The sequence below is a fragment of the Pseudomonas sp. GGS8 genome (assembly GCF_024168645.1).
Classification (GTDB): Bacteria; Pseudomonadota; Gammaproteobacteria; order Pseudomonadales; family Pseudomonadaceae; genus Aquipseudomonas.
Window position 1 is genome coordinate 3,421,873 of sequence record NZ_JALJWF010000001.1, and the last position, 23,015, is coordinate 3,444,887.

At 58.8% G+C, this 23,015-nt stretch carries 27 protein-coding genes and 1 tRNA gene; 18 read left to right on the top strand and 10 right to left on the bottom strand.

Annotated features, from left to right (window positions below; translation table 11 throughout):
- Positions 1 to 121: 121 nt before the first annotated feature.
- Positions 122 to 793 (top strand): response regulator, encoded by a 672-nt coding sequence (locus J3D54_RS15490; RefSeq protein WP_017336961.1) that lies wholly within the window; start codon positions 122 to 124, stop codon positions 791 to 793.
- Entirely contained in the window at positions 786 to 2,174 is a 1,389-nt protein-coding gene (locus J3D54_RS15495) for a sensor histidine kinase (RefSeq protein WP_253419704.1), read from the top strand. The genes J3D54_RS15490 and J3D54_RS15495 overlap by 8 nt, the downstream gene beginning before the upstream one ends.
- A gap of 44 nt (positions 2,175 to 2,218) precedes the next feature.
- Here J3D54_RS15495 and J3D54_RS15500 read toward each other — a convergent pair whose 3' ends face one another.
- Both J3D54_RS15500 and J3D54_RS15505 read right to left on the bottom strand, forming a co-directional pair.
- A complete protein-coding gene (locus J3D54_RS15500) occupies positions 2,219 to 3,040 on the bottom strand; it encodes an HDOD domain-containing protein (RefSeq protein WP_019580846.1) in 822 nt (273 codons plus the stop codon).
- 35 nt (positions 3,041 to 3,075) lie between these two features.
- The gene (locus J3D54_RS15505) at positions 3,076 to 4,017 is read right to left on the bottom strand and encodes a folate-binding protein YgfZ (RefSeq protein WP_253419706.1); all 942 of its coding nucleotides are present in this window, start codon (positions 4,015 to 4,017) and stop codon (positions 3,076 to 3,078) included.
- 149 nt (positions 4,018 to 4,166) lie between these two features.
- Between J3D54_RS15505 and J3D54_RS15510 the strand changes: the two genes are divergently transcribed.
- Together J3D54_RS15510 and J3D54_RS15515 are read left to right on the top strand one after the other, a co-directional pair.
- Positions 4,167 to 4,421 (top strand): succinate dehydrogenase assembly factor 2, encoded by a 255-nt coding sequence (locus J3D54_RS15510; RefSeq protein ID WP_007898624.1) that lies wholly within the window; start codon positions 4,167 to 4,169, stop codon positions 4,419 to 4,421.
- Complete coding sequence (locus J3D54_RS15515) at positions 4,405 to 4,857, top strand: protein YgfX (protein ID WP_253419708.1); 453 nt, start codon at positions 4,405 to 4,407, stop codon at positions 4,855 to 4,857. Before J3D54_RS15510 ends, J3D54_RS15515 begins: the two co-directional genes overlap by 17 nt.
- Here J3D54_RS15515 and nadB read toward each other — a convergent pair.
- Positions 4,826 to 6,442 carry an L-aspartate oxidase gene (gene nadB, locus J3D54_RS15520; protein WP_019580843.1) on the bottom strand — a complete coding sequence of 539 codons (1,617 nt, stop codon included), beginning with the start codon at positions 6,440 to 6,442 and terminating at the stop codon, positions 4,826 to 4,828. The genes J3D54_RS15515 and nadB overlap by 32 nt on opposite strands.
- A gap of 558 nt (positions 6,443 to 7,000) precedes the next feature.
- Here nadB and rpoE point away from each other — a divergent pair.
- From rpoE to J3D54_RS15535, 3 genes are read left to right on the top strand one after another with little or no spacing between them, the layout of a single operon-like run.
- On the top strand, positions 7,001 to 7,582 hold the full coding sequence (gene rpoE / locus J3D54_RS15525) for an RNA polymerase sigma factor RpoE (RefSeq protein ID WP_003172477.1): 582 nt from the start codon (positions 7,001 to 7,003) through the stop codon (positions 7,580 to 7,582).
- A 30-nt stretch (positions 7,583 to 7,612) separates the two neighbouring features.
- Positions 7,613 to 8,200: a sigma-E factor negative regulatory protein gene (locus tag J3D54_RS15530; protein ID WP_253419710.1), complete on the top strand. Its 588-nt coding sequence runs from the start codon at positions 7,613 to 7,615 to the stop codon at positions 8,198 to 8,200.
- A gap of 8 nt (positions 8,201 to 8,208) precedes the next feature.
- Positions 8,209 to 9,171 carry a MucB/RseB C-terminal domain-containing protein gene (locus tag J3D54_RS15535; protein WP_253419712.1) on the top strand — a complete coding sequence of 321 codons (963 nt, stop codon included), beginning with the start codon at positions 8,209 to 8,211 and terminating at the stop codon, positions 9,169 to 9,171.
- Positions 9,172 to 9,176: 5 nt separating this feature from the next.
- Here J3D54_RS15535 and J3D54_RS15540 read toward each other — a convergent pair whose 3' ends face one another.
- Entirely contained in the window at positions 9,177 to 9,383 is a 207-nt protein-coding gene (locus J3D54_RS15540; RefSeq protein ID WP_253419715.1) for a hypothetical protein, read from the bottom strand.
- A gap of 34 nt (positions 9,384 to 9,417) precedes the next feature.
- Between J3D54_RS15540 and J3D54_RS15545 the strand changes: the two genes are divergently transcribed.
- Positions 9,418 to 10,845 carry a DegQ family serine endoprotease gene (locus J3D54_RS15545; protein WP_253419717.1) on the top strand — a complete coding sequence of 476 codons (1,428 nt, stop codon included), beginning with the start codon at positions 9,418 to 9,420 and terminating at the stop codon, positions 10,843 to 10,845.
- 75 nt (positions 10,846 to 10,920) lie between these two features.
- On the opposite strand, the gene J3D54_RS15550 is transcribed toward J3D54_RS15545, so the two are convergent.
- Positions 10,921 to 12,354: a M48 family metalloprotease gene (locus tag J3D54_RS15550; protein ID WP_253419720.1), complete on the bottom strand. Its 1,434-nt coding sequence runs from the start codon at positions 12,352 to 12,354 to the stop codon at positions 10,921 to 10,923.
- A 98-nt stretch (positions 12,355 to 12,452) separates the two neighbouring features.
- Between J3D54_RS15550 and J3D54_RS15555 the strand changes: the two genes are divergently transcribed.
- Both J3D54_RS15555 and J3D54_RS15560 read left to right on the top strand, forming a co-directional pair.
- The gene (locus J3D54_RS15555; protein WP_253419723.1) at positions 12,453 to 12,692 is read left to right on the top strand and encodes a sulfurtransferase TusA family protein; all 240 of its coding nucleotides are present in this window, start codon (positions 12,453 to 12,455) and stop codon (positions 12,690 to 12,692) included.
- 31 nt (positions 12,693 to 12,723) lie between these two features.
- Positions 12,724 to 13,794 carry an AI-2E family transporter gene (locus J3D54_RS15560; RefSeq protein WP_253419726.1) on the top strand — a complete coding sequence of 357 codons (1,071 nt, stop codon included), beginning with the start codon at positions 12,724 to 12,726 and terminating at the stop codon, positions 13,792 to 13,794.
- A 106-nt stretch (positions 13,795 to 13,900) separates the two neighbouring features.
- Here J3D54_RS15560 and J3D54_RS15565 read toward each other — a convergent pair whose 3' ends face one another.
- Together J3D54_RS15565 and J3D54_RS15570 are read right to left on the bottom strand one after the other, a co-directional pair.
- Positions 13,901 to 14,374 (bottom strand): peroxiredoxin, encoded by a 474-nt coding sequence (locus J3D54_RS15565; protein ID WP_253419729.1) that lies wholly within the window; start codon positions 14,372 to 14,374, stop codon positions 13,901 to 13,903.
- A gap of 10 nt (positions 14,375 to 14,384) precedes the next feature.
- Positions 14,385 to 14,945 (bottom strand): glycine cleavage system protein R, encoded by a 561-nt coding sequence (locus J3D54_RS15570; RefSeq protein WP_007898662.1) that lies wholly within the window; start codon positions 14,943 to 14,945, stop codon positions 14,385 to 14,387.
- A gap of 327 nt (positions 14,946 to 15,272) precedes the next feature.
- On the opposite strand from J3D54_RS15570, the gene dapA reads away from it, so the two are divergent.
- The 5 genes from dapA to J3D54_RS15595 all read left to right on the top strand — a co-directional run bounded on the left by dapA (position 15,273) and on the right by J3D54_RS15595 (position 18,963).
- Positions 15,273 to 16,151 carry a 4-hydroxy-tetrahydrodipicolinate synthase gene (dapA, locus tag J3D54_RS15575; RefSeq protein ID WP_007941448.1) on the top strand — a complete coding sequence of 293 codons (879 nt, stop codon included), beginning with the start codon at positions 15,273 to 15,275 and terminating at the stop codon, positions 16,149 to 16,151.
- Positions 16,152 to 16,168: 17 nt separating this feature from the next.
- Entirely contained in the window at positions 16,169 to 17,284 is a 1,116-nt protein-coding gene (gene bamC / locus J3D54_RS15580) for an outer membrane protein assembly factor BamC (protein WP_253419732.1), read from the top strand.
- A 4-nt stretch (positions 17,285 to 17,288) separates the two neighbouring features.
- Positions 17,289 to 18,047 (top strand): MBL fold metallo-hydrolase, encoded by a 759-nt coding sequence (locus J3D54_RS15585; protein WP_253419734.1) that lies wholly within the window; start codon positions 17,289 to 17,291, stop codon positions 18,045 to 18,047.
- A 28-nt stretch (positions 18,048 to 18,075) separates the two neighbouring features.
- Positions 18,076 to 18,789 carry a phosphoribosylaminoimidazolesuccinocarboxamide synthase gene (gene purC, locus J3D54_RS15590; RefSeq protein WP_007898671.1) on the top strand — a complete coding sequence of 238 codons (714 nt, stop codon included), beginning with the start codon at positions 18,076 to 18,078 and terminating at the stop codon, positions 18,787 to 18,789.
- A gap of 84 nt (positions 18,790 to 18,873) precedes the next feature.
- A tRNA-Ser gene (locus J3D54_RS15595) sits at positions 18,874 to 18,963 on the top strand.
- Between the two features lie 225 nt (positions 18,964 to 19,188).
- Here the strand turns inward: J3D54_RS15595 and J3D54_RS15600 are convergent.
- Together J3D54_RS15600 and J3D54_RS15605 are read right to left on the bottom strand one after the other, a co-directional pair.
- Positions 19,189 to 19,431: a hypothetical protein gene (locus tag J3D54_RS15600; protein ID WP_019580101.1), complete on the bottom strand. Its 243-nt coding sequence runs from the start codon at positions 19,429 to 19,431 to the stop codon at positions 19,189 to 19,191.
- 12 nt (positions 19,432 to 19,443) lie between these two features.
- Complete coding sequence (locus J3D54_RS15605) at positions 19,444 to 19,944, bottom strand: hypothetical protein (protein ID WP_253419738.1); 501 nt, start codon at positions 19,942 to 19,944, stop codon at positions 19,444 to 19,446.
- A gap of 318 nt (positions 19,945 to 20,262) precedes the next feature.
- Between J3D54_RS15605 and J3D54_RS15610 the strand changes: the two genes are divergently transcribed.
- From J3D54_RS15610 to J3D54_RS15620, 3 genes are all read left to right on the top strand, one after another.
- Positions 20,263 to 20,454 carry a DUF1508 domain-containing protein gene (locus J3D54_RS15610; protein WP_253419741.1) on the top strand — a complete coding sequence of 64 codons (192 nt, stop codon included), beginning with the start codon at positions 20,263 to 20,265 and terminating at the stop codon, positions 20,452 to 20,454.
- A 170-nt stretch (positions 20,455 to 20,624) separates the two neighbouring features.
- Positions 20,625 to 21,554, top strand: coding sequence for a LysR substrate-binding domain-containing protein (locus J3D54_RS15615; protein WP_253419745.1), 930 nt, complete (start codon positions 20,625 to 20,627; stop codon positions 21,552 to 21,554).
- Between the two features lie 55 nt (positions 21,555 to 21,609).
- A complete protein-coding gene (locus J3D54_RS15620) occupies positions 21,610 to 21,972 on the top strand; it encodes a 5-carboxymethyl-2-hydroxymuconate Delta-isomerase (protein WP_019647992.1) in 363 nt (120 codons plus the stop codon).
- Positions 21,973 to 21,975: 3 nt separating this feature from the next.
- Here J3D54_RS15620 and J3D54_RS15625 read toward each other — a convergent pair whose 3' ends face one another.
- A complete protein-coding gene (locus J3D54_RS15625; protein ID WP_253419748.1) occupies positions 21,976 to 22,911 on the bottom strand; it encodes a LysR family transcriptional regulator in 936 nt (311 codons plus the stop codon).
- Positions 22,912 to 23,015 lie beyond the last annotated feature (104 nt).

The window sequence follows — 23,015 nt, forward strand, 5'->3', positions numbered from 1 at the left end:
GCCAACCTTTCGCTAACCTTTCAGCTGACTTTCACGGTTTTCGGGCTTCACAGCGGCGGATGCGGCTGTAAACTCCGCGCCAAAGAATGGCGTCGACCATCCCTGAATGAGGTAAAGATCCATGCGTGTTCTGCTCGTCGAAGACCATCTGCAGCTTGCCGAAAGTGTCGCCCAGGCGCTCAAGAGCACCGGTTTGACCGTGGATGTGCTGCACGACGGTGTGGCGGCCGACCTGGCCTTGAGCAGCGAGGAATACGCCATGGCGATCCTCGATGTCGGCCTGCCGCGCATGGATGGTTTCGAAGTGCTGGCGCGCTTGCGGGCCCGGGGCAAGAACCTGCCGGTGCTGATGTTGACCGCCCGCAGTGACGTCAAGGACCGGGTCCATGGACTGAACCTCGGCGCCGACGATTACCTGGCCAAACCTTTCGAACTGACTGAACTCGAAGCCCGGGTAAAAGCCTTGCTGCGCCGTAGTGTGCTCGGCGGTGAACGCCAGCAGACCTGTGGCGTGCTGGCTTACGATCTGGACACCCGGCGTTTTACCCTTGGCGAAGAATTGCTGACCCTGACTTCCCGCGAGCAAGCCGTGCTCGAAGCCCTGATCGCCCGTCCCGGTCGGGTGATGAGCAAGGAACAACTGGCCGCTCAGGTCTTCGGCCTGGACGAAGAAGCCAGTCCCGATGCCATCGAGATCTACGTCCACCGCTTGCGCAAGAAACTTGACGGCCAACCGGTGGCCATCGTGACTTTCCGTGGCCTTGGTTATTTGCTGGAAAGCCGCGATGCATAAGCTCAGCAGTCTGCGTTGGCGGTTGCTATGGAACCTCGCGCTGTTGCTGGTGGTGTTGATGCTCGCCAGTGGTTTGAGCGCGTACTGGAATGGTCGCGAAGCCGCCGATACCGCGTATGACCGGACCTTGCTGGCCTCGGCCCGGACTATCGCCGCCGGCCTGTCCCAGCGCGACGGTAGCCTCAGCGCCAACGTGCCTTACGTGGCCCTCGATACATTCGCCTACGACAGCGCCGGGCGTATTTTTTATCTGGTCAACGACATCAATCAGAAGCTGATCTCGGGCTACGAAAACCTGCCGGCACCGCCGCCGGGAACACCGCGTACCGATGACTATCCTGCGCTGGCGCGTTTCTACAATGCCACTTATCAAGGACAGCACGTGCGGGTGGTCAGCCTGCTCAAAGCGGTCAGCGAGCCGAACATGAACGGCATGGCAGAAATTCGCGTGGCGGAAACCGATGAGGCGCGGGTCCGCATGGCACGTAGCCTGATGGCCGACACCTTGTTGCGTCTGGGCATGCTGGCGATCGGCGCGTTGCTGCTGGTGTGGTTTGCGGTCAGTGCGGCGCTGCGTCCGCTGGAGCGCTTGCGCACCGCGGTGGAAGAGCGTCAGCCCGATGACTTGCGCCCCTTGCCGCTGGTGGAAGTGCAGCACGAGCTGGGGCCGCTGGTGCGTGCGCTCAATCACTTTACCGAGCGGTTGCGTGGACAGTTCGAGCGCCAGGCGCAATTCATCGCCGATGCCGCCCATGAACTGCGCACACCGTTGGCGGCGCTCAAGGCACGACTCGAACTGGGCTTGCGCTCGAACGAACCAGAAATCTGGCGCAGCACTCTGGAAACTGTCGCCCAGGGCACGGATCGCCTGACCCATCTGGCCAATCAATTGCTCTCGCTGGCACGGGTCGAGAATGGCGCCCGGGCCATCGCCGAGGGCGGCGCGCAGTTGCTCGATCTCAGTCAATTGGCCCGTGAACTGGGCATGGCCATGGCGCCGTTGGCCCATGCACGTGGCGTGGCACTGGCGCTGGAAGCCGACGAACCGGTGTGGATGCGTGGTGAGCCGACGCTGTTGAACGAACTGTTGAGCAATCTGGTGGACAACGCGCTGGCCCACACGCCACCGGGCGGCAATGTGATTCTGCGGGTCACGGCACCGGCGGTGCTGGAGGTCGAGGACGATGGCCCGGGGATTCCCCTTGAAGAGCGGGAGCGGGTGTTCGAGCGTTTTTACCGGCGCAATCAGCAGGTGGCTGGATCGGGATTGGGGTTGGCGATTGTCGGCGAGATCTGCCGCGCCCATCTGGCGCAGATCAGCCTGCACGATGGCGAGCTGGCAGGGTTGAAGGTGCGGGTGAGTTTTATTGCGGGGGAGTGAGCAACACACCTGTGGCGAGGGAGCAAGCTTCCTCGCCACAGAAATCAGTAAAACATCGACCGCGACTCTTCCAGATCCTTGTACATCGCCTCGTTCTCCGGATCGATCCCCAGCTTCTTGAAAGCCGGCACACTGAACGGGTCGATACGGGCCAGGGGATGATCGGTGTCCTTGTGGCAATACAGGCTGGCCACTTGCACCAGATCGACATAGTCGACCCGCGCCGATTGCCGCTTGAAATCCAGATACAGCCCCGGCAATTGCACCAGCATTTCCGGAAAATCCCAGACCCTGAGCAATTTATCGCCGAGCAGCGGATGGATGCGTTCGATCACATGGTTGAGGCTGACCGGGTCCGACAACAATTCATAGTGATCTTCGGCGTAGGTCAGGATCGGCAGCACGCCAATCTGATGCACCAGCCCGCCTAGCGCCGCTTGATCAGGCTTGAGTTGTGTGTAGCTGCGGCACAACGCATAGCTGACGCCGGCGATTTCCAGGCTTTTGCGCCAGACCTCGCGCATTTTCTGTTCCACCACTTCGGAACGGGCGTTGAAGATCTGTTCCATCACCAGGCCGATGGCCAGGTTGCTACTGTAATTGACCCCCAGCCGGGTGATGGCCGTGTGCAAGTCAGTCACTTCCTGAGTCGCACGCAGCAACGGGCTATTGACCACTTTGATCAGGCGCGCCGACAGCGCGGTGTCGCGGCCGATCACTTTGCTCAGGGTGCTGACACTGATTTCCGGGTCTTCGGCGGCCTTGCGAATCTGCAGGGCCACTTCCGGTAACGTTGGCAGAACCAGGTCATCATTATCGATGGCCTCAACCAAATCCTGTTGGACCTTATCCGCCAGCTCACTCATTTCTTTTCTCTAGGGTATTGCGACAAGTGCTGCTGTTAACGCTGGATTTCGCGATCACGATCCAGTTGGTAAGGCAGGTCGAGCAGATGCAGGCCCGGACCTTCGAGTGCGCCAAGGTGCAGGTTGCCATCTTCTGCGGCTTCGGCTTGCAGCACGGCCAGGAGTTCAATGTTTTGCTCGGCGCGAGCAGCGATCACCACTTCACCGATCGAACTGCCGTGAGTCGGGGAGAACAGTGGGGTGCCGGGTTCAGGCAGTTCACTACCCTCCAGTTGCAAGCGATACAGACGACGCTTGAGTTTGCCCAAGTATTGCATGCGCGCAACGATTTCCTGGCCAGTGTAGCAACCCTTCTTGAAGCTCACGCCGCCAACGGCTTGCAGATTGAGCATCTGCGGGATGAACAGCTCGCGGGTGCTCGGCATGACCTGACCGATCCCAGCACGGATCTGGCCCAGCAGCCATTGATTCAGATCGCCTTCGGCCAACAGGGCGGACAACTTGCCCTTGATGGTGTCGGCCTGCGCGGCGCCCACCCAGAGTTCAGCGCGCTCAGGCGAGACGCGAAGGGCGATCAGGCCGTCATTACGCACAACGCTGTCGGTGTCTGCCGGTAGCGCCAGGCCCAGGCTGGCCAGCGCCGCATCGCCCTGCTCAAGGCCAAAACGAACCCAGCCGGCACTTTCGTCGGTCAGTTTCGATTTGGAGAACACTGCGTACTTTTTCAAGTCCGCCAGTTGCGGCTCCAGCAGTTCGCTGGCCATCGCCATGAGCACACCGTCGCCTTCCAGCAGAATGCGGAAGCTCGACTGCATCCGGCCCTTCTGCGTGCAACGTGCGCCAAGGCTAGCCTGGGTGTCGCTCAGGTAATTGAGGTTGCAAGTCAATTGGCCTTGCAGGAATTTGCTGGCATCCGAGCCGCGTACCGCGAGAACGCCTTCGTGAGACAGGGTGCAGAAAAAAGCAGAGTCGGCCATGGGTCATCGCAGGGTAAAGAGTCTGAGGGACATCATAAGGGGGCGCCCATGAAATGGGTAGTTCACAAAGGATCGTCGATGGCCGACCAAAGCCGACTGTTCGGCTCGTCTCGGGGCTGTATACTTGCGGCCTATTTGAGGAGCGCTCCATGGTCGAAGATGTTGAACTGAATCGCCTCTACTGGCACAGCCGCCGCGGCATGCTTGAGCTTGACGTGTTGCTGGTGCCGTTTGTGAAAGAGGTTTACCCGCACCTCAACGAAGTTGATCGCGCGTGCTACGTCAGGCTGCTCGAATGCGAAGATCAGGACATGTTCGGCTGGTTCATGGAACGCGCCGAATCGGAAGATCCGGAGCTGCAGCGCATGGTTCGCATGATCCTGGATCGTGTCCAGCCCAAGTAACGCGTTCGAATGCCGCTGGCATGCCTCACGGCAGTTGCTGGCGGCCTATCTTCTCGCCCAGCTGTTCGCGTTGGGTTCGCTGTTTCTTCTCTCTATACCGCTCTGGGCCAATCTGCTCGGCGTTGCATTGTGCGTGACTCATAGCATTTGGGCATTGCCGCGACAGATTTTGCTCACGCATCCACAGGCCTTTCGAGGCTTGCGTCGCGATGCCGATGGCTGGCAGTTGTGGAATCAGGCGCAAGGCTGGCAACCCGTACAACTACGGCCGGACAGCCTGGCGCTGCCGTTGGTCGTGGTGCTGCGCTTTCGCCTGCGGGGCGAGCGACGTGTCGGGGCGATATGTGTGCCGCGGGATTCGCAGGCGGCGGATGTGCACCGACGCCTGCGGGTCCGGCTCAAGTTCAGTCGGCGTAGGTGGGCGGCACCAGAATAGTGTCCAGGGCGACCGGCAGCAGATTCGGATAGTCGAGGGTGTAATGCAGGCCGCGACTTTCCTTGCGCTCCATGGCCGACCGGATCATCAGGTCTGCTACCTGAGCCAGGTTCCTCAGCTCGATCAGGTCTCGGCTCACTTTATAGTTGCTATAGAACTCGTCGATTTCGTCCAGCAACAACTGCACTCGGTGCTGGGCTCGTTGCAGGCGCTTGTTGGTGCGTACGATGCCCACGTAGTCCCACATGAATCGCCGCAGTTCGTCCCAGTTGTGCGCGATGATCACATCTTCGTCGGAATCGGTGACCTGGCTGGCATCCCAGACGGGCAGGGCGGTCGGAATCGACACCTCTGGCAACTGCTCAAGAATGTCCGCCGCCGCCGAACGGGCATACACGAAACATTCCAGCAGCGAGTTGCTGGCCATGCGGTTGGCACCATGCAGGCCGGTAAAGCTGGTTTCACCTATTGCATACAGGCCCGGCACGTCGGTGCGGCCCCGCTGATCGACCATCACGCCGCCGCAGGTGTAGTGCGCCGCCGGTACCACCGGAATCGGTTGTTTGGTGATGTCGATGGAGAATTCCAGGCAGCGTTCATAGACCGTCGGGAAGTGCGTCTTGATGAAGTCTTCAGGCTTGTGGCTGATGTCCAGGTAAACGCAGTCGATACCCAGGCGCTTCATTTCATGGTCGATGGCGCGGGCGACGATGTCCCGTGGTGCCAGCTCGGCCCGTGGGTCGAAGCGCTGCATGAAGCGTTCGCCGTTGGGCAGCTTCAGGTGTCCGCCTTCGCCGCGCAGGGCTTCGGTGATCAGAAAACTCTTGGCTTGCGGGTGATAAAGACAGGTCGGGTGGAACTGGTTGAATTCCAGGTTCGCCACTCGGCAGCCTGAACGCCAGGCCATGGCAATGCCATCACCGCAGGCGCCATCAGGGTTGCTGGTATAGAGGTAGACCTTCGCCGCGCCACCCGATGCAAGGATCACGAAGCGCGCGCCGTAGGTATCGACTTCACCCGTGCTGCGGTTGAGCACGTAGGCGCCGAGGCAGCGATCGCCTTCAAGGCCCAGGCGCTTTTCGGTGATCAGATCGATCGCGACCCGCTGTTCCAGCAGTTCGATGTTGGGTCGCTGTATGGCCTGATCGAGCAGGGTTCTGAAGATCGCCGCGCCCGTCGCATCGGCGGCGTGGATGATGCGTCGATGGCTGTGACCGCCTTCGCGGGTCAGGTGAAACTCGAAACCACCGTCTTCGGTGCCGGACTGTTCATCGCGGGTAAAGGGCACGCCTTGGTCGATCAGCCATTGAATTGCTTCTCTGCTGTGCTCGACAGTAAAGCGCACGGCGTCTTCATGGCACAGGCCACCCCCGGCGTTGAGGGTATCGTCGACGTGGGACTCGACAGTATCGGTGTCATCCAGAACAGCGGCGACACCGCCCTGAGCCCAGAAGGTCGAGCCATTGGCGAGGTCGCCTTTGCTCAATACAGCGATGCGCAAATGACCGGGCAAGGTCAGCGCAAGGCTCAAGCCGGCAGCACCGCTGCCAATTACCAGAACATCGTGTTGAAACTGTTGGCTCATTTCAGGATTCCGCTCAAAGCGACCCGGGTCGGGGGGTGGCGCAAGACAGCTGGATCGGCGAGTCAGGACAGCCACACAGCCCACTAGTATATAGAGGGGGGGAGCGGCACAATAGCCGGGCCCACATGGCATTGTGAAACTACTGTGACGGAAAAGACTGGACTCTTCGTCGGAAGTTTTTTTGACTGCTTTGCCGACAAGACGACTGTATCGTGGATTTAACAGTCTTTTTCGCTTCACGGTTGCACAATGTCGGTTACAGGCGGCTATAAGTATGGAACTTTTGCCAAAGGCTCAAGATCAATAGACGGTTGCCTGAAACAAGGGACAGTGTCGGTTTCGGTGCGGGACTTGCGGTTAGGTCCTTGCTGGCGAATCCGATGACAAGATTATTCGCGCAGCCGGGTTATTCCGCGCTGCGCTTTTCGTGCGTGCCAAATCAGAGCCCGCAGGAAACTTGCTTGGAGGGGGAGAACTTTTGCGAAAAGCCCGAGTCTATGTTTGCAAGTCTGGTCGTTCAGTAATGCAAGCCTCCTTCGAGCTTATCGAGGAGTGTTCATGCTAACCCAGGAAGAGGATCAGCAGCTGGTCGAACGCGTTCAACGCGGCGACAAGCGAGCTTTCGATCTGCTAGTGCTGAAATACCAGCACAAAATTCTCGGGTTGATCGTGCGTTTCGTGCACGACACCCATGAAGCCCAGGATGTCGCACAGGAAGCCTTTATCAAGGCATACCGTGCACTTGGTAATTTTCGCGGAGATAGCGCGTTTTATACGTGGCTTTACCGTATCGCCATCAACACGGCGAAAAACTATCTGGTTTCACGCGGCCGCCGGCCGCCGGATAGCGATGTCAGTTCCGAGGATGCAGAGTTCTACGATGGCGATCATGGCCTCAAGGATCTCGAGTCGCCAGAACGTGCATTGCTGCGGGATGAGATCGAAGGCACTGTCCATCGAACCATTCAGCAACTGCCAGAAGATTTGCGTACGGCTTTAACTTTACGTGAATTCGATGGTCTGAGTTACGAGGACATTGCCAGCGTCATGCAGTGTCCGGTGGGTACCGTGCGCTCTCGGATTTTCCGCGCCCGGGAGGCCATCGATAAAGCCCTGCAGCCGTTGTTGCAGGAAAACTGAGACAGCGGCGACAGCCAAGAGAGGAACGCCATGAGTCGTGAAGCCCTGCAGGAATCGCTGTCCGCAGTGATGGATAACGAAGCGGACGAACTGGAATTGCGTCGGGTATTGAATGCCTTTGACGATGTTGAAACCCGCGAAACCTGGGCTCGTTACCAGATCGCTCGGGCGGTCATGCACAAGGACCTGCTGCTTCCTCGTCTGGACATCGCTGCAGCAGTCTCTGCTGCGCTGGCTGACGAAGCCGTACCGGCAAAATCCGCCCGCGGTCCATGGCGCAGCCTTGGTCGTTTGGCAGTCGCTGCTTCGGTGACCATTGCCGTGCTGGCAGGTGTGCGTCTGTACAATCATGACGAGATCGCGGGTGTCGAACTGGCTCAGCAATCGAATCAGCCGGGTCTGACCACTCCTCAGGTCAAGGGTCCCGCTGTTTTGGCAGGCTACAATGAGAGTTCGGAAGCCACTGGTCCTATGGCCAACGGCGTATTGCAAGGTCAGCCAGGCTGGCACGATCAGCGTCTGCCAGGTTACTTGCGCCAACATGCTCAACAGGCTGCACTGAAAGGTACTGAAAGCGCTCTGCCTTACGCTCGTGCAGCAAGCCTGGAAAACCGTTAAGGAGGATCATGCGCGCCATACCTCTACTTACGCTTCTGCTCAGTGGCTGGTTTATTGTCCCAGCCCACGCCGATGAAGCCCAGGACTGGCTGAAGCGTCTGGGGCAGGCCGAGCAAACGCAGAGCTTTCACGGTACTTTCGTCTACGAGCGTAACGGTAGTTTTTCTACCCATAACATCTGGCATCGCGTCCAGGATGGCAAGGTCCGCGAGCGTTTACTCCAGCTCGACGGCTCGGCACAGGAAGTCGTGCGCATTGATGGGCATACTCAATGCGTCAGCGGCACCCTGATAGCAGGGCTGGGGGATTCCTCCAACTCCGCCGCGCGTGCACTCGATCCACAAAAGCTGAAGAATTGGTATGACCTTGCCGTCATCGGCAAGTCGCGCGTGGCCGGGCGTTCGGCGGTGATCGTCTCGTTGACGCCTCGCGATCAGCACCGCTATGGTTTTGAGTTGCATCTGGACAAGGAAACCGGCTTGCCGTTGAAGTCATTGTTGCTCAATGACAAAGGGCAACTGCTTGAACGGTTCCAGTTCACGCGGCTGGATACTGCCGAGGTGCCTTCCGACAGCGATTTGCAGGCAGGTTCTGAGTGCAAACCCATTAGCCTCGACAGCGACAAGGCGTCCGCCGTCAAGACTGCGCAGGTCTGGCATTCGGACTGGTTGCCGCCAGGTTTTGAACTGACCAGCAGTACTTCTCACAAGGATCCGGATACCAAAGTCCAGGTCAGTAGTTTGATGTTCGACGACGGGCTGGCCCGATTCTCGGTGTTCCTTGAGCCATTGAATGGGGCAACAGTCACCGACACTCGTACCCAACTGGGGCCAACAGTCGCTGTGTCACGTCGCTTGACCACTCCGCAAGGCGAAATAATGGTGACCGTGGTCGGTGAAATACCGATTGGCACTGCCGAACGAATTGCGCTGTCCATGCGCAACGATGCCGCGGCTACCAGCAAGCAGTGAGCTGATCAGCCATGCTCATCGATCGGCGTCTGGATGGTGCGGGAAGTCGCAATGGCTGCCCCGTCGTTGAGGCCTCGAAATGATTTGCCGAGCATTTTCATTTGCAAATATCCCGAAAATTTTTTATAGGTCAGAGCCCCTCGGCTCTGGCCTTGTTTGTTGTTCCCGGAACAAAAATACCGGCGTATCGTTTCCGGTGTTCCTTGCTCCATATCGCTTAACCATGCTCGTCGTAACGGGAGCCGTATGTCGATACCACGCTTGAAGTCTTATCTCTCTATTTTTGCCACCGTGCTGGTGCTCGGTCAGGCGGTCACTGCGCAAGCGGTCGAGTTGCCTGACTTCACGCAACTGGTCGAGCAGGCCTCGCCTGCGGTGGTGAACATCAGTACTACCCAGAAGTTGCCGGACCGCAAGGTCTCCAACGAGCAAATGCCTGACCTTGAAGGTTTGCCGCCAATGCTGCGCGAGTTCTTCGAGCGTGGCATGCCGCAGCAACGCTCGCCTCGAGAGGATCGCCAGCGTGAAGCGCAGTCCCTGGGGTCGGGTTTCATCATTTCGTCTGACGGCTACATCCTGACAAACAACCATGTGATTGCCGATGCCGACGAGATTCTCGTGCGCCTCGCTGATCGTAGTGAGTTGAAGGCCAAGCTGGTCGGTACCGATCCGCGTTCTGACGTCGCTTTGCTGAAAATCGAAGGCAAAAACCTGCCGGTTCTGAAACTCGGCAAATCGCAGGACCTGAAAGCCGGTCAGTGGGTCGTGGCCATCGGCTCGCCATTCGGCTTTGATCACACCGTGACTCAAGGCATCGTCAGTGCCATCGGTCGTAGCCTGCCGAACGAAAACTATGTGCCGTTCATCCAGACCGACGTGCCGATCAACCCGGGTAACTCCGGTGGTCCGCTGTTCAACCTGGCCGGTGAAGTGGTCGGCATCAACTCGCAGATCTATACCCGCTCTGGCGGCTTTATGGGCGTGTCGTTCGCGATCCCTATCGATGTGGCGATGGACGTTTCCAATCAGCTGAAAAACGGCGGTAAAGTCAGCCGTGGCTGGTTGGGTGTAGTGATTCAAGAAGTGAGCAAGGATCTGGCCGAGTCGTTCGGTCTTGAGAAGCCGGCCGGTGCGCTGGTAGCTCAGATCCAGGATGACGGTCCGGCTGCCAAGGGTGGCCTGCAAGTGGGCGACGTGATTCTGAGCATGAACGGGCAACCGATCATCATGTCCGCCGATCTGCCGCACTTGGTGGGCGCGTTGAAGGCCGGCTCGAAAGCCAATCTTGAAGTGATTCGCGAAGGCAAGCGCAAGAATGTCGAGCTGACCGTCGGCGCTATCCCTGAAGAAGGCAAAGAACTGGATGCCCTGCCTAAATCCAGCACCGAGCGCAGCAGCAATCGCCTGGGTGTTTCTGTTGCCGAGTTGACCGATGAGCAAAAGAAAACCTACGACCTCAAAGGTGGCGTGGTAATCAAGGACGTGCAGGATGGTCCTGCTGCGCTGATCGGCTTGCAGCCTGGTGATGTGATCACTCACTTGAACAACCAGGCGATTGGTTCCACCAAGGAGTTCACGGACATCGCCAAGGCGTTGCCGAAGAACCGCTCGGTATCGATGCGGGTTCTGCGCCAGGGTCGCGCCAGCTTCATCACCTTCAAACTGGCTGAATAAACCGGTTGTCGGCTGAATAAAAAACCGCCTCGAAAGAGGCGGTTTTTTTGTGTCTGAATTTTGACCCCGAAGCAGTCAGCCCATCATGTCCTTGATCATGCGTTCTTGCTCCATCAGCTCGCGTTGCCGTGCGTCGATCCGCGATGACAGCGGGAAGTTGCTGCCCGCCTTACGCTTGGCGAAGTCCAGTTGCTGGATTGCCTGGCGATAATCGCCGACCAGCGCAAAGTACTCCGCGCGGGCCTGATGCAGGCCGATGATGTTGCCTGACAGGCCGCGAGTCTCGGCCACCAGATACCAGACGTCCGGATCGTTGGGGCGGGTCTTGAGCAGGCTCTCCAGCGCTTTTTCCGCATCGGCCGCTCGATTCTGCTTTAGCAGCAGGTCAACACGCACCTGATTCAGCGGATAGTTGCCCGGATACTGAGTCAGCATCCGGTCAACCCGTGACTGAGCATCGGGCAGGCGATTATTGGTGATGTCCAGATCGACCTGCGCCAGATTGTAGATGATCTCGTTCGGCGATTTGGCCAGCAGTTGCTTGAGGTTCTCGCGAGCTTCATTCAGCTGGCCGCCCTTGATCTGGGCGATTGCCAGGCCGTAGCGTGCGACGTCGTTTTTCGGGTTTTCATCGAGTTGGGCGCGGAAGCGCTTGGCACCCAGGCCGGGGGTTTCTTCATAGATCAGCTGTACGCGCGCACGAATCAGCTGATAACGCATGCTGTCTTCGATACCACCCGGTTTGGCCTGTTCGGCGCGGTTGCGGGTGTCCGCGATCCGCGATTCGGTCACCGGGTGAGTCAGTAGGAATTCCGGCGGCTTGGCATCGTAGCGGTACTGGCGCATCAGCCGTTCGAACATGGTCGGCATCGAGCGCGGATCGTAACCGGCCTTCTCCAGATTCATGATGCCGATACGGTCGGCTTCCTGTTCGTTCTGACGCGAGAACCGTCGTTGTTCCTGCATCGCCGCCGCCTGAGTGCCGGCAATGGTCGCGATCCCGGCATCGCCTGCACCGGCAGCGGCAATCACGATCCCGGCCAGCAATGCAGCCATCATAGGCACTTGCATGCGTTGCGAGGCTTCGACACCACGGGCGAAGTGACGCTGTGACAAGTGGGCCAGCTCGTGGGCCAGGACCGAGGCATATTCGCCTTCGGTCTGGGCGTTGAGGAACAAGCCCCCGTTGACGCCGACGATCCCGCCCGGCGCGGCGAAAGCGTTGAGCTGCGGGCTGTTGATCAGGATGAACTCCAGGCGCCGGTCATTAACCTGGCTGGTTTCCACCAGCCGATAGACGCTGGACTCGACGTAATCCTTGAGTTGCGGATCGTTGAGTTGCGACACCTGGCTGCGCAGCATCGCCAGCCATGCACGGCCCAGTTGGTATTCCTGTTGCGGCGAGACGATGGCAGAACTGGCGTCACCGAGTGACGGCAAGTCGTCGGCGAAGCCTGGTGAGGCGAGCAGGCAAGCGAGCGTCAGCAGGGTAGGGCGCAAAAAAGTCATGCACAAAGCCTTAGTCGACAAAGACGTTACTGTAGCCGGACACTACGCTTGGGACCAGATATTCTAAGCGGCTCAACCCCCTGCCCCGGAGTGATTCGATGACTGACGCTGTAACCCACGACGCCGAGCTGGACGCCAGTGGTCTGAATTGTCCGCTGCCGTTGCTCAAAGCCAAGATGGAACTCAACAGAATGGCCAGCGGTGCGGTGCTCAAGGTGATCGCCACCGATGCAGGCTCTCAGCGTGACTTTCGCACCTTTGCCCGATTGGCCGGTCATACGCTGCTTCGTGAAGAAGATGAGGCGGGCGTTTACCGTTACTGGTTGAAAAAAGCCTGAAATCTGCTGCGTTCGTTCCTAAGGATTATTGATGTTCAAAGTGTTACGCGACTGGATTCAGCGTTACTTCTCGGATGAAGAGGCCGTGGTGCTGGCGGTACTGCTGTTTCTGGCATTTACCGCCGTACTCACCCTGGGCGGAATGCTTGCGCCAGTGCTGGCCGGGATGGTGCTGGCGTATCTGATGCAGGGGTTGGTGGTAATCCTCGAGCGTCTGCGCCTGCCGGGCGCCGTGGCGGTGGGGCTGGTCTTCGCGTTGTTCATGGGCGGGCTGCTGGTATTCATCCTCGTCGTGGTGCCACTGCTCTGGCATCAACTGATTACGCTGTTCAACGAATTGCCCGGCATGCTCGCCAAATGGCAGTCGCTGCTATTGCTGCTGCCCGAGCGTTATCCTCATCTGGTGTCGGACGAGCAAGTGCTGCAGGCAATCGAAGTGGCGCGGGGCGAGATCGGCAAATTCGGCCAGTGGGCGCTGACGTTCTCGCTGTCGAGCCTGCCGCTGCTGGTGAACATCATGATCTATCTGGTGCTGGTGCCGATTCTGGTGTTCTTCTTCCTCAAGGACCGGGAGATGATCGGCCAGTGGGTGCGCGGTTACCTGCCGCGGGAGCGAGCGCTGATCACCCGGGTCGCCCAGGAAATGAACCGGCAGATTGCCAATTACATTCGCGGCAAGGTCATCGAAATCTTCATTTGCGGGGGCGTGACGTACATCGCTTTCGTGGCGCTGGGGCTCAACTACGCAGCGCTGCTGGCGTTGTTGGTGGGTGTATCGGTGGTGGTGCCCTACGTGGGGGCGGTGGTGGTGACCGTGCCGGTGCTGCTGATTGCGCTGTTCCAATGGGGCTGGAGCGATCAGTTCATCTATTTGATGGCGGTCTACGGGATTATCCAGATGCTGGACGGTAACGTGCTGGTGCCGCTGTTGTTCTCGGAAGCGGTCAACCTGCACCCGGTGGCAATCATCTGCGCGGTGCTGCTGTTTGGCGGGTTGTGGGGCTTCTGGGGCGTGTTCTTTGCCATACCCCTGGCGACGCTGTTCAAAGCCGTGCTGGATGCCTGGCCGCGCAAGGAGCCGGAGGTGGCGCCGCTGCTTTAACGGTCAGTGCTGTTTGCGGTGAGGCTGATGGCCTCATCGCGAGCAGGCTCGGTCCCACAAGGTTTGCGCAAATCCTGTGGGAACGAGCCTGCTCGCGATAGATGAATCAGGCTTTATTGAGGGCCTGAGCAGCAGCCAACACCGCATCCACATGCCCCGACACCTTCACGCCGCGCCATTCCTGACGCAACACGCCATTCTTGTCGATCAGGAACGTGCTGCGATCAACGCCCATATATTCCTTGCCGTAGAGCTTTTTCAGCTTGATCACATCGAACAGCTGACAGATGGCTTCGTCCTTGTCGCTGATCAGCTCGAAGGGGAATTCCTGCTTGCACTTGAAGTTTTCGTGAGACTTCAGGCTGTCGCGAGATAGACCGAACACCTCGGTGTTGGCCGCCTTGAACGCCGCGTACTGGTCGCGAAAACCCTGGCCTTCGGTGGTGCAGCCCGGCGTGCTGTCCTTCGGGTAGAAGTAAATCACCACTTGCTTGCCTTTGAGGGCCGCGAGGCTGACGGTCTGCCCGCTGGTGGCGGGTGCTTCGAAGTCGGCAACCGGTTGGTCGATGGCTACGGCCATGAAAGCTTCCTTACATTGGGTTTTGTGGGCGCCACGGTTCAATCAGTGCGTCCAGGTTCATGGCATCGGCGAAATCCAGGAACTGGTCACGCAGCCAGCTGATCTGGGTGCCAGCTGGCAAAGTCACCGTGAACGTGGCGTTGAGCATGGTGCCGCCGGTCTGCGGAGCCTGATAGGTGTCGCAAGTCAGGTTCTCCAGTTCGACGTTGTGGTCCATGAAGAACTGGCACAGCTCGTTGATGATGTCCGGGCGGTAGGCCGAGCTGACGTAGGCGACGTATGGCAGGGCCTGGGGACGGTTCTCCAGGGCTGCGCTGCGCACCACGTTAACGGTGAAGGCGTGCCGTTTGGCCAGCACTGGCAGGCTGCCTTCGAGGCGCGCCAGGGCGTCCCAGCTGCCCGAGATCTCGAGGATCAGCGCACTGCATTCGCCATGACGCGTCAGGCGAGAGGTGACCACGGCGCAGCGGTTTTCATGGCTGGCGCGGCACAGGACGTTAGTCAGCTCCATGGGGTTGGCGCCGAGGGCACTGATGACAAGGAATTGTTCGCGAACTGTGGGGGTGGACATGCAGCATTCCTAAAGCGATGAGCGGTCGATACTGTTTATGGGCTTTTTACCGGGGACGAGCCTGCAGATGCGAATTCACAAACCCCCAGCCGAAGGTTGCAACGTGCTCCAGTATGGCAAGAGCGAGGGGTGGCAACGCTGGATCGGGGCTTGTGATGCCGAAAATGGAGGCTGGAACCCGGCGTACGAGCTTATCAGTACCGATCAAAGTCTGAAGGGTAGCGAAAAGCAGCGCCAAGGGGAATGGCGGCAGCGCAGTACTTCGCTTGTACAAGCATCTTGGCGCCAGTACCATTACCGCTCTCTTTTTCCGGCAGGAGCGGTTGCATGATTGCGGGCAGTATGGTGGCACTGGTCACACCCATGGATGCACAGGGTCGTCTCGACTGGGACAGCCTGAGCAAACTGGTGGACTTCCACCTGCAAGAGGGCACCAACGCCATCGTGGCGGTCGGCACTACAGGTGAGTCGGCCACGCTTGACGTGAACGAGCACATCGAAGTGATTCGTCGCGTGGTTGCCCAGGTTGCAGGGCGTATTCCGGTGATCGCCGGTACGGGCGCCAATTCGACGCGTGAAGCGATCGAACTGACGACCAACGCGAAGAACGCTGGCGCCGATGCGTGCCTGCTGGTAACCCCTTATTACAACAAGCCGACGCAAGAAGGCCTGTACCTGCACTTCCGTGCCATCGCCGAAGCGGTCGATATCCCGCAGATTCTTTACAATGTGCCGGGCCGTACCGCGTGCGACATGCAGGCTGAGACGGTGATCCGCCTGTCGACCGTGAAGAACATCATCGGCATCAAGGAAGCCACGGGCGACCTGCAGCGCGCCAAGGACATCCTGGCCGGTGTGAGCAGCGACTTCCTGGTCTATTCCGGTGACGATGCGACCGCGGTCGAGCTGATGCTGCTTGGCGGCAAGGGCAATATTTCGGTAACCGCCAACGTTGCACCGCGCGCCATGAGCGAGCTGTGCGCCGCTGCGATGGCCGGTGATGCCGTCAAGGCCCGGGCAATCCACGAAAAGCTGATGCCGCTCAATAAAACCCTGTTTATCGAATCCAACCCTATCCCCGTGAAATGGGCGCTGCATGAAATGGGCTTGATGCCGGACGGTATCCGTCTGCCGCTCACCTGGCTCAGTGCTGCCTGTCACGAACCGCTGCGGCAGGCCATGCGCCAGTCCGGCGTCCTGGTTTAATTGAGGAAGTACTACGCATGAAGCGAATGGCCGGACTTTCCGCACTTGCCTTGATTATCTCCAGCACCAGTGGCTGCGGATGGATCTGGGGCCCGGAAGGTTACTTCCGTGACCGTGGTAGCGATTACCTGGAAGCGCAACAGACTGCACCGATGCAACTGCCACCGAATGTCAGTACCTCCAAGCGTCTGGATCCGCTGTTGCCGATCCCGCGTAATGTGGCCGACGACACTGCCAAGGGCGAATATGTTGTGCCTCGTCCGCAGCCGCTGTCGGCAGCGGCTGATATCAGCGCCTACTCCTTGCAGAAGAGCGGCGATTCGCGTTGGATCATGGCTCAAAACCCACCGGCCGAAGTCTGGCCTGTGGCTTTGCAGTTCTTCCAGGACAACGGTTTCCGTCTGGACGAACAGCGCCCGCAAACCGGTGAATTCACCACCACCTGGCAGCATTCCGACGAACTGTCCGCAGCCATGGCCAAGCGCCTGAGCGCAGCCGGTGTCGGCGCCGACAGCGAAACCCGCGTGCGGGTGCGTATCGAGCCGGGCGTGCAGCGCAACACCAGTGAAGTCTACGTGGTCAGCGCCGAGCGTCCAGCCGGCAGCACCGCCAACGTCGATTTCACCAATCGTTCGATCAACACCGGCCTGGACGCAGCGCTGGTCGACGACATGCTCGCGAGCATGAGCCGCACTTCGGAGAAGGGCGGTTCGGTCTCTATGCTGGCGTCGCGTGATTTCGATACGCCAAGCCGTGTCAGCCTGACCGAGGACGGCAGCGGCAACCCGGTGCTCAACGTCGGTACCGACCTGGATCGTGCCTGGTCGAGCGTCGGTCGTGCGCTGGAACAGGGCGAATGGCGTGTTGAAGACATCAACCGCAGCCTGGGCCTGTACTACATCAACCTCGCCGAAAAAGCCGAGAAGAAGGACGAGCAGCCAGGTTTCTTCGGCAGCCTGTTCGGCAGCAAGCCGAACAAGGAAGAAGTTGAAGCCCGCGCCGAGCGTTATCAGGTTCGCCTGAGCAAGGTCGGCGAGAACGTACAAGTTACCGTCGAGAAAAACATCAATACCGTGGCGCCAGCAGACGTGGCGCGTAAAGTGTTGACCGTGATTCAGGACAATCTGGGCTGATCACATGCGTTTTGCCGTTCTCGGCAGCGGTAGCCAAGGGAACGGCACGCTGGTAGCCAGCGATGACACGTATGTACTGGTGGATTGTGGTTTCTCCCTGCGGGAAACCGAAAAACGCCTGCTGCGCCTTGGGGTGAACCCTGCGCAGCTGAGCGCGATACTTGTGACCCACGAACATGCCGATCACGTGCATGGCGTGGGTTTGCTGTCTCGGCGTTACAATCTGCCCGTCTACCTCAGTCGCGGAACCCTGCGCGGGATGCGCAAACCAATTGAACCCGCAGGCCTTCTGGCTGGCGGCGAGCAACTGCAAATCGGCCCTCTGAGCATCGGCGTCATTGCCGTGGCCCATGATGCACAGGAGCCGACGCAGTATGTCTTCAGCGACGGCCAGCGGCGTTTCGGCCTGCTGACCGACCTGGGCTCATACTGCAACAAGGTGCTGGACGGCTATCGGGACCTCGATGCGTTGATGATCGAGGCCAACCATTGCCGTGACCTGCTGGCTCGCGGTCACTACCCGTACTTTCTCAAGCAACGGGTGGGCGGTGAATTGGGACATTTGAACAACCATCAGGCGGCATTCCTGGTGGCCGAGTTGGGCTGGCAAGGCCTGCAACACCTGGTCCTGGCCCATCTGAGCAGCAAGAACAACCTGCCGCAGCTGGCCCGGCAATGTTTTGTCGACACCCTCGGGTGCGACCCGGACTGGCTGCAACTGGCCGATCAAGATTCAGGGCTCGACTGGCGATACATCGCCTAGCCCACCTACTTAGCAAGCGGAGCCCATCATGGAAAAACGTGAAGAACTCTACCGCGGCAAAGCCAAATCGGTTTACAAGACCGACGACGCTGACCGCTTGATCCTGCTGTTTCGCAACGACACCTCGGCGTTCGACGGCAAGCGTATCGAGCAGCTCGACCGCAAAGGCATGGTGAACAACAAGTTCAACGCCTTCATCATGCAGAAACTCGAAGCAGCCGGCGTGCCGACTCAATTCGACAAACTGCTGGGCGACAACGAATGCCTGGTGAAAAAACTCGACATGATCCCGGTCGAGTGCGTTGTGCGTAACTACGCCGCCGGCAGCCTGGTCAAGCGCCTGGGCGTGGAAGAGGGCATGAAGCTCAATCCTTACACCTTCGAACTGTTCCTGAAGGACGACGCCAAGGGCGACCCGTTCATCAACGAATCCCACGTTGTGGCATTCGGCTGGGGCACCGCCGAGCAACTGGTTCGCATGAAAGAACTGTCGCTCAAGGTCAACGAAGTCCTGAGCAAACTGTTCGACGACGCCGGCCTGCTGCTGGTCGACTTCAAACTCGAATTCGGGGTGTTCTCCGACGGCTCCATCGTTCTGGGTGACGAATTCAGCCCGGACGGCTGCCGTCTGTGGGACAAGGCCACCGGCAAGAAAATGGACAAGGACCGCTTCCGTCAGGGCCTCGGTGACGTCATCGAAGCTTATGAAGAAGTCGCCAACCGTCTGGGTGTACCGCTTTAATCGACGCAAGCATCTGATAGCACGGAAAAAAATCGCTAAAGGGGGTTCGCTTCCCGCGATTGTGCTGTTATGATGCGCGCCGTTGGAGAGATGCCAGAGTGGCCGAATGGGACGGATTCGAAATCCGTTGTACCTTCACCGGTACCTAGGGTTCGAATCCCTATCTCTCCGCCATACATAGAAAAGCCCCGTAGATGAAAATCTACGGGGCTTTTTCGTTTCTGGCGTTTTGGTTTAGGGCATTTTTAGGGCAAGAGCGAAGGGTGGTTGGCTCGGTTGCATCACCGATGAAGGAGAAGGCCCAAACATAAGGCTGAACGGGTCAGCATCAGAGGATTGGGCGCATCTAGGATCGTATGAGCTAGTTTGCTGGTTAACGCGATAAATCCCTACATCCCTTCAGCCAATCTGCTCAAACCGCCGCCTGGTCACGAACAGCCCCGCGCCCACCGGCACGGCAAGGACCGACATCAATCCCAAGTCAAAGCCCAGCAACTGGGTCTGGCTCACTGCAACGCAGCCGATTGCGCCTGCCACCACCAGCGTCACCCCTAGCCACTTGCGCAGCGGGTACGGCTTAAGAAACCGATCAAGTAGAAAGGCCAGCGCCACAACGATGACCGTCTGGGTAATTTCGGACATGTGCAGCCCCACTCAGGTCTTGATGATCAGGGATTCGGAAGAGCGCTGTGGGCCAATCCCACCATTGACCTGCGCCTGGATGCTGACGATTACGTCGCCAGCATGGTAGGTGGGCAGAGCGTCATTGACGTACGAGCGCACACCCGCCGTTACAACAGTACCTGCGGCGACACTGCCTGCAGGTCCGGCTAAACCGCCCACAGTACCGGCAGCGCCACCGAAAGCGGAGGCGGCCAGGTTGGCGATCTTGGTGCGTTGGGCATTGAGGGCATCGCCCTGTTGCCGGGTCAGCGGCTTGGAGATGCCGATCATCATCACGCACGGCAGGCTCTTGGCCTGCATCTTGTCGTACACCTCGACGACCTTGCTGTTGACCTCATAGTGGGCGCTTTTCGCCTCGCCAAAATGCAGCTCGCGCAGGCGTCCGCGTTCGCTGTCGGTGAGGGTGATCTGCGAGACGTTGAAGACGATCCCGTGAGTGCCCATGTATTGGAAAGTCCCTTCGAACTTCATCGCGCGCATCCTTTCGAGGCAGAGACGGCGATTCTCTACAAGGAGCGCATTGGGTTCAAATCATTTCGCCTTGCTGGCAAGGTGTGTTGGTCGGGCGCTTACACAACAACGTAAGAAAGATATGTCTATTCACGGGAAAAGTTACTCCGCCGAGTCGTTCGAATTACCACTCCCCGTATTTGTTGATCGTTTCGTCAATCAAGGGTTTTTCCCCGAAATATCCCCTGACATTGAAAGACTTTGCCTCAGAAATTCCTCATCTACTCTGGTTTCGCAGGTCACTGACCTGTCGTAATCAGCCATCGCAAGGAGCGATCAATGTACTTTGAGATTTACAGGCAAACCCGTGGCACCGAGCAAACCGGCAAGGGCCAATGGCGCTGGCGTTTGCGGGCGGGGAATCATGAAACGATTGCCAGTGGGGAGGCTTACGTCAACAAGTCTGATTGCGTGCATGCCATCAGTTTGATCAAAGGGACTCAAGAGCAAACCCCGGTCAAGGAAATATAGGTTGTAGGCGGTGAAGCTGCTCAGTCAGAGCAGCTTCGTTTCAGTCCGGTGCTCTTGAGTTGTGAGTGCCCCCCGGTTTTTATGGATCGGGTCGTTTGCCAACCTGCATAGACGCCGATCGCGACACCTCCCTAAACTGTCCCCCAGTCTTGGGGACCGGGGTGCAACGGATGAATCGTAACGAACTACGCAAGGCCGACATCAACCTGATGGTGGTGTTCGAGACATTGATGCTCGAGCGCAACGTCACGCGGGTGGCGGAGAAGCTGTTCCTCGGTCAGCCGACCATCAGTGCGGCGCTGAACCGTTTGCGGACGATGTTCAACGATCCGCTGTTCATTCGGGTCGGCCATCGCATGGAGCCGACGGCGCGGGCCGAGGAGATCATTCAGCATCTGTCGCCAGCGCTGGATTCGCTGTCGGTGGCCTTGAGCCTGACCCACGATTTCGATCCGCTCAGCAGCACCATGACGTTTCGCATCGGGCTGTCGGACGATGTCGAATTCGGCCTGTTACCGCCGCTGCTGCGGGCTTTGCGCCAGGAGGCGCCAAAGGTGGTGTTCGTGGTTCAGCATGTCGACTACTGGCGCATTCCCGACTTGCTGGCGTCCGGCGATATCACGGTGGGGATCAGCCAGACCCGCGGATTGCCGGCCAACGCCAAGCGCAAACTGTTGCGACATATCCAGCCCAGTATTTTGCGTGCAGATGCATCGGACACGCCGTTGACCCTCGATGAATATTGCGCGCGGCCGCATGTGCTGGTGTCCCACACTGCCAACGTCAGTGGTTACGCCGATGAATGGCTGGCGGAGATCGGCCGTACGCGTCACGTAGTGCTGTCTGTTCCGCAATACAGCTCATTGCCGGCGTTACTCGCCGGCACCGATTTGATCGCCAGCCTGCCGGATTACACGGCGGAGGCGATGGCCGCGTCAGGCCAACTGTTCAAGGAGCCGTTTCCGTTCAAGACACCGACCCTGGACCTGTCCATGGTCTGGCTCAGCCATGTCGACAGCGATCCGGCCGAACGCTGGCTGCGCTCGCGTCTGGAGGCATTCATGAGTGAGCGTGCGATCCTTCCATTGTCCAGTGAGTAGGGCGGGGCTCTGTGTTATATGTATGACCTTTCTGCCAATCCTCAGGAACCCCGTCATGCCCCACCTGCACATGGAATACACCGCCAACCTGTCCGAGCTGAATGCCGATGTGGCATTGATGCGACTCAACAACGCGCTGGTCGCTTCGGGGCAGTTTGAAGAGTTCGACATCAAGGCCCGTGCGGTGAAGGTCGAGACTTTCAGGGTGGGTACCGCACCGGGCGAGCGGGCGTTCATGCATGTAAAGCTGTCGTTGTTGAGCGGTCGCTCGCCGCAGATCAAGAAGCAGTTATCTGACAGCCTGCTGGCGGTGGTGCAGGATGTGTGCGAATGGCCGGTCGGTGTTGAGGTCCAGCTATGTGTGGAAATCATCGACATCGATCGAGAGTCTTACACCAAGACTGCCATCGGTCTCTGAGTTTCAGGCCATTTCCTGCTCGGCGCAGGCCTTGATCACTTGCTCGCGCAGCCAGGTGTTGGCGCTGTCCTGGTCGACGCTTTGACTCCACTGCATGTCCAGGGTGAAGCCCGGCAAGCCATTGGGCGCTTCGCAGTGATTGAAGATCGCCTCGTTGGCCAGCAATTGCTGGATGCGCCGGGGCAAGGTCAGGATGAAGTCGGTGCCGGTGATCATCTTCAGCGCCGCGCTGTAGCTGTTGGAGCGCGCGACAATCTGGCGTTTGTGGGCCTGTTGAGCCAGCCAGCCGTCCACCATGTTGGTGGCGGACGTCCAAGGCGTCGGGAACACATGCCGACGTTCAGTGAACGCTTGCAGGCTCAAGCGCGGTTCCAGTGGCGTGGCGCGTTTGTCGAAGACGCAGACCAGATCGTCCTCCAGTAATCGTCTGGAGTTGAAGTCAGTGTGGCTTCGATGAAAGTTCGGGCCGAAACAGATCACCAGGTCGAGGCTGCCGTCGCGCAGTTCTTCGGCCGGTATGTCGGTTTCGAACTTGTGCATGTTGACCATCACCGGCAAGTCGGCGAAATCGAAGCTTTTCAACAGACGTGGCAAGATCAGCTGTTCGAAGTATTCCGGCGCACAGATATTGAAGGTGACCGGTTGTAAGGTCGGATCGAACGTCGGTGTCCCGGCGTGACACAGGTTGATGCTTTCGAGAATCTTCAGCACATGGGCATACATGGTGCTGGCTTTGTAGGTGGGGCGCATACCCGTGCGGGTATTGATGAACAACTCGTCTTCGAAACTGGTGCGCAGTTTCTTCAGGCAGTAACTCACGGTGGACTGGCTGACGCAGAGAGCCTCCGACACACCGGTGACGCTGCTTTGCTCATACACGGCGACAAACACCATGAGGTCTTGCATGTCGAGTTTTCTAAGCAAGTTACTGTTCAGCATCCGTTCTGTCTCGCTGTGCTCCTTGCGCCGACTGTGCGCAAACGTGTGCGAACGATCCTAGCGGAACGATAGTGCCAAGAGAATGCCTTGTAGGACGTTTCATG

Bases quoted from the DNA above. Each gene is read 5' to 3' on its own strand.
- J3D54_RS15550 (WP_253419720.1), bottom strand. From the start codon at position 12,354: ATGACTTTTTTGCGCCCTACCCTGCTGACGCTCGCTTGCCTGCTCGCC.
- J3D54_RS15540 (WP_253419715.1), bottom strand. From the start codon at position 9,383: ATGGAGCAAGGAACACCGGAAACGATACGCCGGTATTTTTGTTCCGGG.
- J3D54_RS15560 (WP_253419726.1), top strand. From the start codon at position 12,724: ATGTTCAAAGTGTTACGCGACTGGATTCAGCGTTACTTCTCGGATGAA.
- bamC (WP_253419732.1), top strand. From the start codon at position 16,169: ATGAAGCGAATGGCCGGACTTTCCGCACTTGCCTTGATTATCTCCAGC.
- J3D54_RS15605 (WP_253419738.1), bottom strand. From the start codon at position 19,944: ATGAAGTTCGAAGGGACTTTCCAATACATGGGCACTCACGGGATCGTC.
- J3D54_RS15530 (WP_253419710.1), top strand. From the start codon at position 7,613: ATGAGTCGTGAAGCCCTGCAGGAATCGCTGTCCGCAGTGATGGATAAC.
- J3D54_RS15490 (WP_017336961.1), top strand. From the start codon at position 122: ATGCGTGTTCTGCTCGTCGAAGACCATCTGCAGCTTGCCGAAAGTGTC.
- J3D54_RS15555 (WP_253419723.1), top strand. From the start codon at position 12,453: ATGACTGACGCTGTAACCCACGACGCCGAGCTGGACGCCAGTGGTCTG.
- rpoE (WP_003172477.1), top strand. From the start codon at position 7,001: ATGCTAACCCAGGAAGAGGATCAGCAGCTGGTCGAACGCGTTCAACGC.
- nadB (WP_019580843.1), bottom strand. From the start codon at position 6,442: ATGAGCCAACAGTTTCAACACGATGTTCTGGTAATTGGCAGCGGTGCT.
- J3D54_RS15610 (WP_253419741.1), top strand. From the start codon at position 20,263: ATGTACTTTGAGATTTACAGGCAAACCCGTGGCACCGAGCAAACCGGC.
- J3D54_RS15615 (WP_253419745.1), top strand. From the start codon at position 20,625: ATGAATCGTAACGAACTACGCAAGGCCGACATCAACCTGATGGTGGTG.
- J3D54_RS15620 (WP_019647992.1), top strand. From the start codon at position 21,610: ATGCCCCACCTGCACATGGAATACACCGCCAACCTGTCCGAGCTGAAT.
- purC (WP_007898671.1), top strand. From the start codon at position 18,076: ATGGAAAAACGTGAAGAACTCTACCGCGGCAAAGCCAAATCGGTTTAC.
- J3D54_RS15505 (WP_253419706.1), bottom strand. From the start codon at position 4,017: ATGGCCGACTCTGCTTTTTTCTGCACCCTGTCTCACGAAGGCGTTCTC.
- J3D54_RS15500 (WP_019580846.1), bottom strand. From the start codon at position 3,040: ATGAGTGAGCTGGCGGATAAGGTCCAACAGGATTTGGTTGAGGCCATC.
- J3D54_RS15625 (WP_253419748.1), bottom strand. From the start codon at position 22,911: ATGCTGAACAGTAACTTGCTTAGAAAACTCGACATGCAAGACCTCATG.
- J3D54_RS15570 (WP_007898662.1), bottom strand. From the start codon at position 14,945: ATGTCCACCCCCACAGTTCGCGAACAATTCCTTGTCATCAGTGCCCTC.
- J3D54_RS15600 (WP_019580101.1), bottom strand. From the start codon at position 19,431: ATGTCCGAAATTACCCAGACGGTCATCGTTGTGGCGCTGGCCTTTCTA.
- J3D54_RS15495 (WP_253419704.1), top strand. From the start codon at position 786: ATGCATAAGCTCAGCAGTCTGCGTTGGCGGTTGCTATGGAACCTCGCG.
- J3D54_RS15535 (WP_253419712.1), top strand. From the start codon at position 8,209: ATGCGCGCCATACCTCTACTTACGCTTCTGCTCAGTGGCTGGTTTATT.
- dapA (WP_007941448.1), top strand. From the start codon at position 15,273: ATGATTGCGGGCAGTATGGTGGCACTGGTCACACCCATGGATGCACAG.
- J3D54_RS15510 (WP_007898624.1), top strand. From the start codon at position 4,167: ATGGTCGAAGATGTTGAACTGAATCGCCTCTACTGGCACAGCCGCCGC.
- J3D54_RS15545 (WP_253419717.1), top strand. From the start codon at position 9,418: ATGTCGATACCACGCTTGAAGTCTTATCTCTCTATTTTTGCCACCGTG.
- J3D54_RS15585 (WP_253419734.1), top strand. From the start codon at position 17,289: ATGCGTTTTGCCGTTCTCGGCAGCGGTAGCCAAGGGAACGGCACGCTG.
- J3D54_RS15565 (WP_253419729.1), bottom strand. From the start codon at position 14,374: ATGGCCGTAGCCATCGACCAACCGGTTGCCGACTTCGAAGCACCCGCC.